Annotated in this window: 11 protein-coding genes and 19 tRNA genes; 5 read left to right on the forward strand and 25 right to left on the reverse strand. The window is 68.1% G+C overall.

The features are described from left to right. Positions 1-3: 3 nt before the first annotated feature. On the forward strand, positions 4-1,383 hold the full coding sequence (locus ACIA1L_RS27690; protein WP_396075912.1) for an MFS transporter: 1,380 nt from the start codon (positions 4-6) through the stop codon (positions 1,381-1,383). 28 nt (positions 1,384-1,411) lie between these two features. Here ACIA1L_RS27690 and ACIA1L_RS27695 read toward each other — a convergent pair whose 3' ends face one another. The 25 genes from ACIA1L_RS27695 to ACIA1L_RS27815 form a co-directional block, all read right to left on the reverse strand. Then, positions 1,412-1,693 (reverse strand): winged helix-turn-helix transcriptional regulator, encoded by a 282-nt coding sequence (locus ACIA1L_RS27695; protein ID WP_396075914.1) that lies wholly within the window; start codon positions 1,691-1,693, stop codon positions 1,412-1,414. After that, positions 1,690-2,094 carry a VOC family protein gene (locus ACIA1L_RS27700; RefSeq protein ID WP_396075915.1) on the reverse strand — a complete coding sequence of 135 codons (405 nt, stop codon included), beginning with the start codon at positions 2,092-2,094 and terminating at the stop codon, positions 1,690-1,692. Before ACIA1L_RS27700 ends, ACIA1L_RS27695 begins: the two co-directional genes overlap by 4 nt. A 173-nt stretch (positions 2,095-2,267) precedes the next feature. Continuing rightward, positions 2,268-2,341, reverse strand: a tRNA-Cys gene (locus ACIA1L_RS27705). Between the two features lie 11 nt (positions 2,342-2,352). Then, a tRNA-Val gene (locus ACIA1L_RS27710) sits at positions 2,353-2,426 on the reverse strand. Between the two features lie 32 nt (positions 2,427-2,458). After that, a tRNA-Asn gene (locus ACIA1L_RS27715) sits at positions 2,459-2,531 on the reverse strand. Between the two features lie 56 nt (positions 2,532-2,587). Next, positions 2,588-2,661, reverse strand: a tRNA-Glu gene (locus tag ACIA1L_RS27720). 11 nt (positions 2,662-2,672) lie between these two features. Next, positions 2,673-2,745, reverse strand: a tRNA-Val gene (locus ACIA1L_RS27725). A gap of 11 nt (positions 2,746-2,756) precedes the next feature. Continuing rightward, positions 2,757-2,831, reverse strand: a tRNA-Lys gene (locus tag ACIA1L_RS27730). 66 nt (positions 2,832-2,897) lie between these two features. Next, positions 2,898-2,983: transfer RNA gene (locus ACIA1L_RS27735), tRNA-Ser, on the reverse strand. A 28-nt stretch (positions 2,984-3,011) separates the two neighbouring features. Further along, positions 3,012-3,085: transfer RNA gene (locus ACIA1L_RS27740), tRNA-Pro, on the reverse strand. A gap of 12 nt (positions 3,086-3,097) precedes the next feature. Then, a tRNA-Arg gene (locus ACIA1L_RS27745) sits at positions 3,098-3,170 on the reverse strand. Between the two features lie 2 nt (positions 3,171-3,172). Beyond that, positions 3,173-3,249, reverse strand: a tRNA-Ile gene (locus ACIA1L_RS27750). Positions 3,250-3,255: 6 nt separating this feature from the next. Continuing rightward, positions 3,256-3,342 (reverse strand) — tRNA-Ser (locus ACIA1L_RS27755). A gap of 36 nt (positions 3,343-3,378) precedes the next feature. Beyond that, positions 3,379-3,451, reverse strand: a tRNA-Ala gene (locus ACIA1L_RS27760). A gap of 12 nt (positions 3,452-3,463) precedes the next feature. Next, positions 3,464-3,537, reverse strand: a tRNA-Leu gene (locus ACIA1L_RS27765). Between the two features lie 12 nt (positions 3,538-3,549). Continuing rightward, positions 3,550-3,622 (reverse strand) — tRNA-Leu (locus ACIA1L_RS27770). A gap of 4 nt (positions 3,623-3,626) precedes the next feature. Further along, a tRNA-Gln gene (locus ACIA1L_RS27775) sits at positions 3,627-3,698 on the reverse strand. Between the two features lie 45 nt (positions 3,699-3,743). Then, positions 3,744-4,187 carry an HNH endonuclease gene (locus tag ACIA1L_RS27780; RefSeq protein WP_396075916.1) on the reverse strand — a complete coding sequence of 148 codons (444 nt, stop codon included), beginning with the start codon at positions 4,185-4,187 and terminating at the stop codon, positions 3,744-3,746. A gap of 48 nt (positions 4,188-4,235) precedes the next feature. Beyond that, positions 4,236-4,307 (reverse strand) — tRNA-Gly (locus tag ACIA1L_RS27785). Positions 4,308-4,332: 25 nt separating this feature from the next. Beyond that, a tRNA-Thr gene (locus ACIA1L_RS27790) sits at positions 4,333-4,402 on the reverse strand. Positions 4,403-4,527: 125 nt separating this feature from the next. Beyond that, positions 4,528-4,599 (reverse strand) — tRNA-Ala (locus ACIA1L_RS27795). A 206-nt stretch (positions 4,600-4,805) separates the two neighbouring features. Next, positions 4,806-4,877 (reverse strand) — tRNA-Trp (locus tag ACIA1L_RS27800). 78 nt (positions 4,878-4,955) lie between these two features. Beyond that, the gene (locus ACIA1L_RS27805; RefSeq protein WP_396075917.1) at positions 4,956-5,087 is read right to left on the reverse strand and encodes a hypothetical protein; all 132 of its coding nucleotides are present in this window, start codon (positions 5,085-5,087) and stop codon (positions 4,956-4,958) included. A gap of 240 nt (positions 5,088-5,327) precedes the next feature. Continuing rightward, a complete protein-coding gene (locus tag ACIA1L_RS27810) occupies positions 5,328-5,780 on the reverse strand; it encodes an NUDIX domain-containing protein (protein ID WP_396075918.1) in 453 nt (150 codons plus the stop codon). 313 nt (positions 5,781-6,093) lie between these two features. Further along, positions 6,094-8,037, reverse strand: a complete 1,944-nt coding sequence (locus ACIA1L_RS27815) for an ABC transporter ATP-binding protein (protein ID WP_396075919.1) — start codon at positions 8,035-8,037, stop codon at positions 6,094-6,096. A gap of 857 nt (positions 8,038-8,894) precedes the next feature. On the opposite strand from ACIA1L_RS27815, the gene ACIA1L_RS27820 reads away from it, so the two are divergent. From ACIA1L_RS27820 to ACIA1L_RS27835, 4 genes are read left to right on the forward strand one after another with little or no spacing between them, the layout of a single operon-like run. Beyond that, on the forward strand, positions 8,895-8,984 hold the full coding sequence (locus tag ACIA1L_RS27820; RefSeq protein ID WP_396075920.1) for a potassium-transporting ATPase subunit F: 90 nt from the start codon (positions 8,895-8,897) through the stop codon (positions 8,982-8,984). Further along, positions 8,984-10,630 carry a potassium-transporting ATPase subunit KdpA gene (gene kdpA, locus ACIA1L_RS27825; RefSeq protein WP_396075921.1) on the forward strand — a complete coding sequence of 549 codons (1,647 nt, stop codon included), beginning with the start codon at positions 8,984-8,986 and terminating at the stop codon, positions 10,628-10,630. Before ACIA1L_RS27820 ends, kdpA begins: the two co-directional genes overlap by 1 nt. Next, positions 10,627-12,768, forward strand: a complete 2,142-nt coding sequence (kdpB, locus tag ACIA1L_RS27830) for a potassium-transporting ATPase subunit KdpB (RefSeq protein ID WP_396075922.1) — start codon at positions 10,627-10,629, stop codon at positions 12,766-12,768. The genes kdpA and kdpB overlap by 4 nt, the downstream gene beginning before the upstream one ends. A gap of 1 nt (position 12,769) precedes the next feature. Further along, the gene (locus ACIA1L_RS27835; protein WP_396075923.1) at positions 12,770-13,633 is read left to right on the forward strand and encodes a potassium-transporting ATPase subunit C; all 864 of its coding nucleotides are present in this window, start codon (positions 12,770-12,772) and stop codon (positions 13,631-13,633) included. Positions 13,634-13,646 lie beyond the last annotated feature (13 nt).

The raw sequence follows: 13,646 nt of genomic DNA on the forward strand, positions 1-13,646 counted from the left end.
CGCATGGCCGCGTCCATCACCGACGCCACCCCGGGCCGCAGCACCCGCGCCGAACGCACTGGCTGGTACTTCTATGACTGGGCGATGTCGGCGTTCTCCACCACGGTGATCACCGTGTTCCTGGGTCCGTTCCTCACCAGCGTTGCCGAGCAGGCGGCCGGCTGCCCGCTCGGCGCCGACGACTGCGCCGGGTCGGTCCATCCGCTGGGCATCACGGTGGCCGCCGGCTCGTACTTTCCCTATCTGGTGTCGCTGTCGGTTTTCCTGACCGTGTTCGTGCTGCCGATCATGGGGGCGGTCGCCGACCGGTCGCTGCACAAGAAGCGGCTGCTCGCTGCCGCGGCGTACACCGGCGCCGGGGCGACGGTAGCGATGGTGTTCGTTACCGGCGAGCGGTATCTGCTGGGCGGCGCACTGTTCGTGGTGGCGAACATCGCGTTCGGCGCCGCGGTGGTGGTGTACAACTCGTTCCTGCCGCAGCTCGGCGGCCCGGACGAGCGCGACGCCATCTCCAGCCGCGGTTGGGCGCTCGGCTACCTGGGCGGCGGGCTGTTGCTGCTGGGCAACCTGGTCGCGGTGAGCGCGTTCGCCGTGGACGGCGACGCACAACGCACCCTCGACGTGGCCCGCTGGTCGATCGTGTCGGCCGGGATCTGGTGGGCGCTGTTCACCCTGGTGCCGCTGCGCTGGCTGCGGGAACGTCCGGGTGCGGAGGCCACCGAACGGCGCGACAACGTACTGGTCGACGGGTTCCGGCAGTTGCGGGGCACCATGCGTGCGATGCGGGCGTACCCGCTGACGCTGTTCTTCCTGCTGGCGTTCCTGGTTTACAACGACGGCATCCAGACGGTGATCGCGCTGGCCAGTCAGTACGGTACCGAGGAATTGCGCCTGGACCAGACCACGCTGATCATCACGATCCTGCTCGTGCAGTTCCTGGCCTTCGGCGGGGCGCTGCTGCTCGGCGGGTTGGCCGCACGGATCGGGGCACGCAAGACGGTGCTGCTGAGCCTCGTCCTGTGGACGGCGGTCGTCGTGGCGGCGTTCCGGCTGCCGGCCGAGGCGCCGGTACCGTTCATGGTGCTCGGCGCGGCGATCGGGCTGGTGCTCGGCGGCAGTCAGGCGCTGAGCCGGTCACTGTTCGCCCAGCTGATCCCGGCCGGCAAAGAGGGCGAATACTACGGCTTCTACGAGATCAGCGACAAGGGCACCAGTTGGTTGGGGCCGTTGGCATTCGGGCTGGTCTTCCAACTCACCGCCAGCTACCGGGTGGGCCTGGTCTCCCTGTTGATCTTCTTCGTGATCGGGTTCGCCCTGTTGGCGGCGGTACCGATGCGCCGGGCCATCGTCGCCGCGGGCAACACCCCGCCACGGGTGCTCTGACATCACTGAACGACGTGAGAGCCGGTTCCTAGGCGTCGCTCTTGCCCCAGTTGCCGAGTGCGACGATCGCTTCGCGCAAGGCAAGCCCGCGCTCGGTCAGCGCATAGGCCCGAGTGTTATGTCGAAGCGGTAGGCGGACCAGCACGCCCGCCGCTTCGAGCTCACGGAGGCGTGTCGCGAGCATGTTCGTCGGTGCGCCGAGGTCGCGTTGCAGATCGCCATAGCGTTGTGGCCCGTCGAGCAGCCGTTCCACGATGAGCAGCGCCCACCGTGCTCCGACGACGTCGAGGGCCGCGGCGAGGTCGCTCACGCGGCCGGGTCGGCGTCCGCCTTCATCCAGAACGGTGAGTAGTGGTAGCCGTCGGGGTCGTCGAACTGGCGCTGGTACATGAACGGGTAGTCGTCGGTGTCACCGATCCGCCCGCCGGCGGCGCCGGCGCGCTCGACGAGTTCGTCGACCGCCTCGCGGCTGCCCAGATCGAACGAGACCGTGACCTTCGAAGGCGTCTGAGGCCCGCCGATCAGTTCCTCGACTCCGCCGACGCTCGCATACATCTCACGGCTGCCGAGCATGACGTATTGCTCGGGCGCGATCGCGAAGCAGGAAACGTTGTGGTCGGACATCTCGGCGTTGAGGGTCCAGCCGAGGGCGGTGTAGAAGGCGGTTGCGCGCTCGACGTTTTCGACCGGGCAGGTGATGAAGAGGCTCATGCAGCCCATGCTTGCAAAATGCAAGTGACTAGTCAAGGGGCACGCGTTACGGTCGCGGCTACCAGCGCCTTTCGGTCGCAGACCTCGGGCTCGAACCGAGCGACCCGCCCATATGAGAGGCGGCGGGCTCCAGCGCCCGTCTGCGTACGCTCAACAGCGGATGGCATGTGTCGAGGCCTCGCCCGGAGTTGAACCGGAAGTCACCCGCTTTGCAGGCGGGGCGCTCCACCGGGAACGTCACAAGGCCAACAGGTAACGTGCCTGCGGAGGGATTCGAACCCCCAACATCCGTCTTGTAAGGACGGCGCTCTCCCGGATTGAGCTACACAGGCGGAACCGCGAAACCGCGGCGTGAACGGAAGCACTCCGGCGAGTGGACTCGAACCACCACCGTACGGATCAACAGTCCGCTGCCCTGCCAATTGGGCGACGCCGGATCAAAATGCCCTGGGTGGGATTCGGCCGCTCCATCCACTGAGCTACCAGGGCATCGCAGCGCGGACGGGACTCGAACCCGCACATTCCCGGGTGAAAACCGGGTGACTCTACCTGTTCGTCCACCGCGCCAAGGTGCTGCGTGTTCCCTCCTGGACTCGAACCAGGGGCCCCCGTCTTGTCGAGGCGGTGCTCTACCAGCTGAGCTAAGGGAACAGATAAAGACGTGCGCCGTCACAGATTCGAACTGTGGACCCGAGGCTTAAGAGGCCCCTGCTCTGACCAGACTGAGCTAACGGCGCATAGCGGAGACGACGGCTTTCAAGGCCGCGGCCGGCACCGATCGGCCTGCGTCTTTTATTGGTACGCGGAGGAGGAGGGAGTTGAACCCCCAAGGCTGTTGAGCTCGTCCCGCTTCGAACGGGGTGCCGTCACCACATCGGCTGGCTCCTCCAGGTGCGGGCTCGTGCGAACCCCCTGCGTCGGGACGGCCGGATTTGAACCGACGACCCCCGGTCCCCCAGACCGGTGCGCTACCAAGCTGCGCCACATCCCGATGAAACATGCGCGCCCCCACGAGGATTCGAACCTCGGACCCCCGGATCCGTAATCCGGTGCTCTATCCGCTGAGCTACAGGGGCATTGGTCTCGCCGGCAGGGATCGAACCTGCGTCCTCCTCGTTATCAGCGAGGCGCCCCTACCCACTAGGCCACGGCGAGACGGTGCGGAGGGTGCAGGGATCGAACCTGCGCAGGACCGGAGCCCTGTCGACGGCTTAGCAAGCCGCAGCCTTACCTCTCGGCCAACCCTCCAGTACGTCGATGACGGAAAAGCTACATCGACATGCGTGGACCTGATCGGACTCGAACCGACCACCTTCCGCGTGCAAAACGGACGCTCTCCCCGCTGAGCTACAGGCCCAATCGTGCTTCGTACCCGGGACGCGATTCGAACGCGCACTGTGCTGGTTCTAAGCCAGCCGCCTCCTACCATTGGGCTACCCGGGCAGGTTGGTGTCGTGCCCTCGGCGCGATTCGAACGCGCACTAGACGGTCCCTCAGACCGCCGCCTCTGCCGTTGGGCTACGAGGGCAAAGCTGCGAGCGGAGGATTCGAACCTCCATCGTCCGGGTCAGAGCCGGGTGTGCTGCCGGTTGCACCAGCTCGCAGAGTGCCCGGCCGGCGGGGGTAGCGGATCCCGCCGGCCAGGCTCGTCAGCGCGCGGTGAACTCGGACCAGCTGGGAACCCAGGGAGCGGTCCGCAGCGGCATCCCGGCCTCGGCCGGGGTCCGGTCACCCTTGCGCTGATTGCAGCGGCCACAGGCCGCCACGGTGTTCAGCCAGGAGTTCGACCCGCCGCGCGAACGCGGCAGGACGTGATCGATGGTGGTGCCCGGCTTGCCGCAGTAGGCGCAGCGCCGGCCGTCGCGGGCCAGAACGCCGGTCCGCGACCATGCCGGGCCGCGACCATGCCGCCATCGGGTCACCACGTACGCGACCAGCCGCACGACCTTCGGCATCGGGTAGACGCCGATGAGCCGGTCCGGTTCCGAATCGTGGATCTCGGCGACCTGGCGGCACAGCATCCGAATCGCGTGCTTGAGGGAGACCCGGTGTAAAGGGCCGAGGTCGGCGTTGAGCACGAGGACCGCGGTCACCGGGTCCACCTCCTTCCTATGTCATCGTCATCGTCGTTGCTGGACACGAGCGGCTACGGGGAGTCGAACCCCGGTCTCCGCCATGGCAAGGCGGCGCACTGACCGTTGTGCTACAGCCACAGATCACGCCCTTCAGGGGGCGTAGAGCCTTCGGCGGGGCTCGAACCCGCGATGCCCGCCGTACCAGGGCGAGGCCCGTCCCGTCGGGCGAAGGCAAGACGTACCGCGAGCGGGAGTCGAACCCGCACTGGGCGCTGGCGGTGCAGGATTCAAGGCGGCGCGTCGCCCGCCCGGAGGTCGACAGGGGTCAAGCCCGCCCGAATGGGCGGTGCCTGCCACGTGGACCTGGACGGATTCGAACCGCCGACCTCCGGTCTGCCGCACCGGTGCGCTTCCACCGCGCCACAAGCCCAAGTTGTGTCCGGACCCCGCGAGTCTCCTACTCGGAGAATGAGGAGGTTTGCCGTCTCCCGAGGTCCGGTCACACCCGGCGCGGCCACGAACCTTCCGCAGCCACGCCGGATCGCCGACAACCCCACCGAAAGGGGCTGCCGAATATACATGCCATCCACTGTTGAGTTGAGAGAGAACAATTCCACTGAACGCATTCAGGGCACGCACGGGAAGCAGGATTCGAACCTGCAACCTTCGGTTTTGGAGACCGGTGCTCTACCGTTGAGCTACACCCGTAAACGGATTTGGAAAAACAAAAAGCCGCCCGGTCCTCGGCGCTGCAAGGTGGGCGGCGTGAACGCAGATATTTCTGCGCTACCCGCTCCACCGCTCCAGGTCACGACTGGGTTCGCTCCCTCGGATGTGCAGCTTCACCGCCACGTTGCGCTTGGCGAAGCCATACATCGCCCACGGTTGGGCGATCACACAGTTCGACTGCAAAGACATGACGGTTCAACTCCCCTCGAAGGCTCTGGTGCGGTGTCGGCAATCAGGATGACCGACGCCTACTGTATTCGTCAACGCTTTTGTGAGCTGGGCTTCAGCTCCGCCGGCGTTGGTCTGAAGTTTGGTCTAACCGACGTGTTGCGCGCCAGCGAATAACAGCGGGAATTTCCGGGCCGGCCACATGCAGTCAGTCAGCCCGGCCCGACGAGGCGGTCGGCGCCGCCCCACCCGGTCGTTGCCTTAGATCCCGGTGTCACTCCAGCCGAACACCGAGAAGGGCACCCCCGCCTCGATGTGCCTGATACCTGCAGCCGGATAAGCGATCGTGTCCTCGGGCAAGGTGGCCGGGTCCACCCACAACAGCTCCGAGCACTTCCCCGGCTCAGCGTTGCTGGGCTCACCGGCCCACCGATCGGCTTCGAAGAAGAACCCGACCCGGTCGGTCTCACCCGGAGCGCCACGGTGCATGACGTGCACGCACCGTATTGCCGTCGGCTCGAGGGCCACCCCGATTTCCTCGGAGGCTTCGCGGACGATCCCCTCGATGACCGACTCGCCCCGTTCCAGGTGCCCACTCGGTAGGTGCAGCATGCCGTCGCCGTAACCGGTATTCGCCCGGCGCAGCATGACGATCCTTCCTGAACGGCGCAGGACGAGGTGCACGTCCACGATGCTGCGGTGGCGTTCGGTCATGGCTTCTCCTCGTCGGTGCAGCGTGTGCACCGGGTCGGGCACGCGGTTGTCGGGGCGTGGTCGGTAAGGCTGCTGGTATGCAGGATCGTGGCGACGGTCTGAGCTTGCGTTGAGTCTTCGCCGATTTCCGACCGAGCGAGCAGCGGGCCCGCCCGGTCGACACGATGAGTCAACTCTCGCCTCCTAAGCTCCCCACCCGTCGGCTGTCGCCGGACTGGATTGGTCGCGACGATAGCGGCCACATCCGACAAGAACTGCTCTGCTGTCGCTGTCAGGCCCGGGTCGTCGCTACGCGGGTGTGGGCGGACGCTAGTCATTGCTCGGCACTGGGCTGGTAGCCGCGGGACTGCAAAGTGAACAGCTCAGCGAAGCGACCCTTCGCGCGCATCAGTTCGTTGTGGGTGCCGGCTTCGACGAGGACACCGTCGTGCATGACGAGGATGCGGTCGGCGTGGGTCACGTTGGCGAGGCGGTGGGTGATCAGGATGGTGGTGCGTTGCCCTTGCCGACTGCGCAGCGACTGGAACAGCTGATCCTCGGCGCGAGGGTCGAGCGCGGACGATGGTTCGTCCATGATGAGCAGGTCGGCGTCGCGCAGGAAGCCTCGGGCGGCGGTGATGCGTTGCCACTGGCCGCCGGACAGGTCTTGGCCGTCTTTGAACGTACGGTCCAGCAGGGTGTCGTAGCCGTGCGGCAGCTCGAGGATCATGTCGTGCGCGGCGGCCAGCGTCGCGGCCCGTTCGATGCGGCCGCGGTCTGCGGGTGTCGAGAGGTCGCCCATGGCGATGTTCGTGGCCGCGGTGAACGGCCACTTGTGGCTTTCCTGCAGGACCACGCCGATCCGGGCGCGCAGCGCGTCGGTGTCCCACAGCGGCAGCGCACGCTCGTTCCAGGCGATGGTGCCGCTGCTGGGTTCCCGCAGCCCGGCGATCATGGCGGCGAGTGACGACTTGCCGGAGCCGTTCTCCCCGACCAGAGCGATCGTCTCGCCGGCGCGGATGGTGACCGTCACGTCGTCGACGGCGGGCCGGTCCCGGTCGGGGTAGGTCAGGCTGACTCCCCGCACGGTGATCTCTCGCAGGGCTTCCGGCGCCGGCGCCGCGGTGACGGGCGGGGAAGGCAGGTAGGCGTCGGCTCGGGTGAGGAAGCGTACGTATTCGTTGAAGAACTGGCCGGAGGCGAACACCCGGTCGATCTGGAACGCAGTCTGCGTCAAAGCCCGCTGCGCAGCCTGCACCGCAACAACACACGTCGCAGCAGCGGCGAGGGGGATGCGGCCGTCGATCAGCAGCATGCCGAGCAGGGTGTAGACACCGGCCAGGGCCAAGCCGCCGGTAGCCGAGCCGAGCGCGGTGGTCGTGGTGACCCGCCGCGCCAGGGCCAGATCGACGTCGGTCTGTGCGCCCATCACCTTGTCGTGCTGGCCCAGCAGAAAGGTGCGCAGCCCGTACGAGCGCAGCTCAGGCGCCGATACCCGTTCGGCCATGAGCTGCTGCAACACCCATTTGCGGCGCCGCCGCGTCGACCCGGCCAGGTACGACTTGAACCGCTCATGCCCGGCCCGCAACGCCGCATAGGCAGTCGGGACAGTCGCGACCAGCAGCGCGATCAGCAACAGCGGGTGGATCACCACCACGGCGACGGTGACGGCGAGCAGACTGACCACGCCGGCGAACAGGTTCATGGTGTTCTCCACCAGCTCCATCGCCGCTTCCGAGCCACGGGTGGCACGTTCCATGCCTTCGGAGAACTCGTCGTCATCGAAGGCTTCCAGGCGTACGGCAGTGGTGTGCTCGAACAGACGCCGTTCCACCTCCTGGTTGACCCGCGGAGTCAGGCCGTTGAGCGCGTACCCGGTGGCGATGCCGAATGCACCGCGGATGGCGGTGGCGGCACCGAGCAGCAGCAACGCGGGCAGGGCCGCCTCGACCCGGTCGGTGGTCGGGCCGCCGGCGAACAACTCGACCAGGACCCGCTGGGTGGCGAGCAGGCCGAACGTGGCCATCGCCCCCGCGGCGACGGTCACCGCGGCCACGATCAGCGTGCGCAGCCGGTCGGCGCGCCAGGCGACCTTGACCGCCCGAGTCGCCAAGCCGGGCAGTTCGGCGAACACGCCGAGGATGCCCGCTTCGGCGCGGGCCCGTACCCCGGTGTCCCACCAGATCGGCCGCAGCTCCGGCAGCACGAAGTCGGTGTCACCGTCAGGTTGGCGGGGAATGTCGGCGGTAGCGGTGGGGCGGTCGATGGAAGTGCTCACCCGATCGATCTCCTTCGAAACGTGCGCATGGCAAAGCGACCCTGTGGCAGGGCGTGAACGGGTTGCCCGAGATGCCGGAACGGCCGGCATTTCCGCGGACTGCGGTGGGCGTGAGGTGACGGTAGTGCCGCTGGACCGGGGTGTGGTGTCGCGTGGCCGCAGGATGCCCTGATCGGATGGTTACGGTTGACGGCCCGTACCTGACGGTCTTCCACCCATCGATGGCAGCCCTCGCGCCAACCCCGGCCGCAGAGCCACCAATGCGATCCTGCCCTTGGTCAGGGGTTCTCCGGGCGACCGGCCGACAGAGCGCCGAATGGGTGACAGACGGATGTCGAAGTCATGATCACGAGGCCGCGCTCAGCGCTGCGCTGGCCGGCCTTCGACCGTGCACTAACGCTGACCGACTGCCCGTGCAGGCGGCCGACCCGGCTCATCCCTGCGGGCTGATTGTCATCCACGCTCGTCATCGGGGCGGAGGGGGCTCCGCAGGCGGACGTGCAGCACGGACGCGGCAGCGATGTCCAGCGCGCGGTTCCTCACCCCTGCGGGATGAGGAATCCGGTTGCCGTTCGGCCGCTGCCCGGAAGGGCCGGTCCTGCGGGCCGGGACGGGGCAGGTGTGGCGCTGTTCACTTTCTTCGCGGGTACGGCGTCAAAGATCCGTTAACGATCGGCGGGTGGCCGTAGACGACGCGTTAACGACGGTTACCAAAGATCGCCGGGCGGTGTGTGCTTTTCCCAGAACCGATGGCAACCCCTCGTCAAGGAGTAACCCGTGGCTGATCTCGTGTTCGTCGGGCTCACGGTGGCGCTGTTCGCCGCGCTGACCGTGCTGACCCGGGCGGTCGAACGCCAGTGAGCGCCGTCAACCTCGCCGGCCTGATCGTGGCCGTGCTGCTCGGCGCCTTCATGGTGGCCGCCCTGTTGTTCCCGGAGAAGTTCTGATGGCCGGCTGGCTGTTCGTCGCCACGCTGGTGCTCGCGCTGATCGCGGTGTACCGGCCGTTCGGCGACTACCTGTACCGCGTCGTGTCGGGCACCCGGCACCACGCCGTGGAACGTGGCGTCTATCGCCTGGTCGGCGTCGACGCGGGTGCCCCGCAAGGCTGGGGCGTCTATGCCCGCAGCGTCCTGGCGTTCTCCGCCGTGTCGATCCTGTTCCTCTATCTGTTCCTGCGGGTGCAGGACAAGCTGTGGCTGTCGCTCGGTTTCGATGCGCTGCCGGATCACCTGGCGTGGAACACCGCGGTCAGCTTCGTGACCAACACCAACTGGCAGGCGTACTCGGGTGAGTCCACCATGGGTCACCTGGTGCAGATGGCCGGGCTGGCGGTGCAGAACTTCGTGTCTGCCGCCGTCGGCATCGCGGTCGCGGTCGCCCTGGTGCGCGGGTTCGCCGCGCGGGGCACCGACGCGCTCGGCAACTTCTGGGTCGACCTGACCCGGCTCACCCTGCGAGTCCTCCTGCCGATCAGCGTCCTGGCCGCGATCGTGTTCATGGCCGCGGGGATGGTGCAGAACCTGTCCGGCGGCACCGACGTCACCACATTGACCGGCGCCACCCAGCACATCACCGGCGGGCCGGTCGCCTCCCAGGAGGCCATCAAGGAACTGGGTACGAACGGCGGCGGCTTCTACAACGTGAACGCCGCGCACCCGTACGAGAACCCCACCACCTGGACGAACTGGCTGCAGCTGTTCCTGATTCTGCTGATCCCGTTCAGCCTGCCCCGGGTGTTCGGCCGCATGCTCGGGCAGAACCGGCAGGGCTACGCCATCGCTGCGGTCATGGCGCTGCTGGCTCTGGGTAGCCTCGCCCTGACCGTCGCCTTCGAGACCGGCGGAGCGGGCACCCTCCCGCAGGCGGTCGGCGCCGCCATGGAGGGCAAGGAGACCCGATTCGGCGTCGCAAACTCGGCCGCCTACGCCGCCGTCACGACACTGACCTCGACCGGGTCGGTGAACTCGTTCCACGACTCGTACACGTCGCTGGGCGGCATGATGCCGATGGTCAACATGATGCTCGGCGAGGTTGCCCCCGGCGGGGTCGGCGCGGGCCTGTACGGCCTGCTGATCCTCGCGGTCATCACCGTGTTCGTGGCCGGACTGATGGTCGGCCGGACCCCGGAATATCTGGGCAAGAAGATCGGGGCGCGGGAGATCAAGCTCGCCTCGCTCTCCTTCCTGGTCACCCCGACGATCGTGCTGACGGGTACGGCGCTGGCGTTCGCCACCGGCAACAACACGACCGCCCTCAACACGGGCCCGCACGGTCTGTCCGAGGTGCTGTACGCGTTCACAAGCGCAGGCAACAACAACGGATCCGCGTTCGCCGGCATCACCGTCAACACGCCGTGGTGGGACACCGCCCTCGGTCTGGCGATGCTGCTCGGTCGCTTCCTGCCGATCGTGCTGGTGCTGGCGCTGGCTGGCTCGCTGGCCCGGCAGCAGCCGGTGCCCGAGTCGGCGGGCACGCTGCCCACCCACCAGCCGCTGTTCGTCGGCATGGTCGCCGGCGTCACCGTGGTGCTGGTCGCTTTGACCTTCCTGCCCGCTCTCGCTCTCGGACCCCTCGCGGAGGGCCTGTCATGACCATCCCCACCCTCGACAAGCCACCCGTCGAGCAGCCGAGCCCGGCCGTACGGCAACGCCCGGTGGGCGCGGGACTGCTCGACCCCGCCCAACTGTGGCAGTCCCTGCCCGGCGCCCTGTCCAAATTAGACCCGCGCACCCTGTGGCGTAACCCGGTCATGCTGATCGTCGAGGTCGGCGCTGCCTTTACCACGGTTCTGGCCGTTGCCGATCCGAGCGTGCTCGCCTGGGCCGTCACGGTCTGGCTGTGGCTGACCGTCATTTTCGCCAACCTGGCCGAAGCCGTCGCCGAGGGCCGCGGCAAGGCCCAGGCCGCTACGCTGCGCGCTGCCAAGCAGGACACCGTCGCGCACCTCGCCGACGGCCGCACGACCGCCGCCGCTGACCTCCAGCAGGGGGACGTGGTGGTGGTCGAGGCCGGTCAGGTCATCCCCGGCGACGGTGACGTGATCGAAGGCATCGCCAGCGTCGACGAATCCGCCATTACCGGTGAGTCCGCGCCGGTGATCCGCGAGTCCGGCGGCGACCGCTGCGCCGTCACCGGCGGCACCAAAGTGCTGTCCGACCGGATCGTCGTGCGGATCACCCAGCAGCCCGGTGAGAGCTTCGTCGATCGGATGATCGCCCTGGTCGAGGGGGCGAACCGGCAGAAGACCCCGAATGAGATCGCGTTGAACATCCTGCTCGCCGCGCTCACCCTGGTCTTCCTGCTGTCAGTCGTCACGCTGCAACCGCTGGCGATCTTCTCGAAGGCGTGGCAGGTGGCGGCGCCGGACACGGCGGCGATCACCGGCGACGGCGTCACCGGCATCGTGCTCGTCTCCCTGATCGTCTGCCTGATCCCCACCACGATCGGGGCGCTGCTGTCCGCGATCGGCATCGCCGGCATGGACCGCCTCGTGCAACGCAACGTGCTCGCCATGAGCGGTCGCGCGGTGGAAGCAGCCGGGGACGTCAGCACCTTGCTGCTCGACAAGACCGGCACGATCACGCTGGGGAACCGGCAGGCCGCTGAGTTCGTACCCGTGGACGGGGTCACCGCCGCGACCCTCGCCGAGGCCGCACAGCTGTCCAGCCTTGCCGACGAGACGCCCGAAGGGCGCTCGGTGGTCGTCCTCGCCAAGAACGACTTCGGGCTGCGCGAACGCGAACCCGGACTGATCCCGCAGGCCACCTTCGTGCCGTTCACCGCACAGACCCGGATGAGCGGCGTCGACCTGACCGGCGACGCTGAGCACCCGGCCCGCCAGATCCGCAAGGGCGCCGCCGCCGCGGTGATGAAGTGGGTGCGTGCCCACGGCGGGCATCCCACCGAGGAGGTCGGCGAGATCGTCGACACCGTCAGTGCCAGCGGTGGCACGCCCCTGGTCGTGGCCGAGCAGGTCGCCGGGCAACCCGCGCGGGCACTCGGCGTCATCCACCTCAAGGACGTCGTGAAGTCCGGGATGCGCGAACGCTTCGACGCCATGCGCCGGATGGGCATCCGGACGGTGATGATCACCGGCGACAACCCGCGCACGGCGGCGGCGATCGCCGCCGAAGCCGGCGTCGACGACTTCCTCGCCGAGGCCACGCCCGAGGACAAGCTGGCCTACATCAGACGCGAACAGCAGGGTGGGCGGCTGGTCGCGATGACCGGCGACGGTACGAACGATGCGCCGGCGCTGGCTCAGGCCGACGTCGGCGTGGCGATGAACACGGGCACGTCGGCCGCGAAGGAGGCCGGCAACATGGTCGACCTCGACAGCGACCCGACCAAGCTGATCGAGATCGTCGAGATCGGCAAGCAGCTCCTGATCACCCGGGGGGCGTTGACCACGTTCTCGATCGCCAACGACATCGCCAAGTACTTCGCGATCATCCCGGCCATGTTCGCCGCGGTGTACCCGGGCCTGGACACGCTCAACGTGATGCGGCTGCACTCCCCCGGCTCGGCGATCCTGTCTGCGGTCATCTTCAACGCGCTCGTCATCGTCGCGCTGATCCCCCTCGCCCTGCGCGGTGTGCGCTACGCCCCGGCCGGCGCGAGCGCACTGTTGCGCCGCAACCTGCTGATCTACGGTCTCGGCGGGGTCATCGCCCCGTTCGTCGGGATCAAGCTCATCGACCTGCTCATCCAGCTCATTCCCGGGATATGACATGCGACTACCTGCCTGGCTCACCCATCATCTAGCGGCGCTGCGCGCGCTGCTCGTCTTCACCGTCCTGCTCGGCCTCGCCTACCCGCTCGCCATGGTCGCAGTCGGCCGGGTTCCCGGCCTCGCCGACCGCACCGACGGCTCTCTGGTCACCGCCGGCGGCACCCCGGTCGGCAGCCGCCTGATCGGGCAGGCGTTCACCCGCCCCGACGGCACCGCCGAGCCCCGGTATTTCCAGAGCCGCCCGTCCGCGGCCGGCGACGGCTACGACCCCACCGCGACCGCCGCCAGCAACCTCGGTCCGGAGAGCATCGTCGACACCCTCGCCGACAATCCCGACGAGGCCGCCCAGAGCCTGCTCACCCAGGTCTGCGCCCGCAGTGCCGCGGTCGGCTCGCTCGAGGGCGTCGACGGTCGCCGGCCGTACTGCACGGCGGACGGCGTCGGCGCCGTCCTGGCCGTCTTCCACCGCGACGGCCTGACCGGGCCGGCCACCCGGGTCGTGTCGGTCAACCAGACCGGCACCCCGTTCCTCGCCAGCTATCAAGGAGTTACCGTCGAGCCGGCCAAGGTCGGCGACGACTACCAAGCGCTGGGCGCGGTGATCACCCCGATCCGCGGCGACGTACCGGCTGTGCCGGCCGTCCCTGCGGACGCGGTCACCGCCAGCGGCAGCGGACTCGACCCGCACATCAGCCCCGCGTACGCCGATCTGCAAGTGGCCCGGATCGCGCGGGAACGTGCGCTGAGCCCCGACCGGGTGCGAGCCTTGATCGAGGAGCACACCGACGACCGGGCGCTCGGGTTCCTCGGCGAGCCCGGAGTCAACGTGCTGACCCTGAACCTGGCGCTAGACGGCAAGTAGGAAGGAGACGGCG

It is taken from the genome of Actinoplanes sp. NPDC051859 (genome assembly GCF_044452725.1).
GTDB lineage: Bacteria > Actinomycetota > Actinomycetes > Mycobacteriales > Micromonosporaceae > Actinoplanes.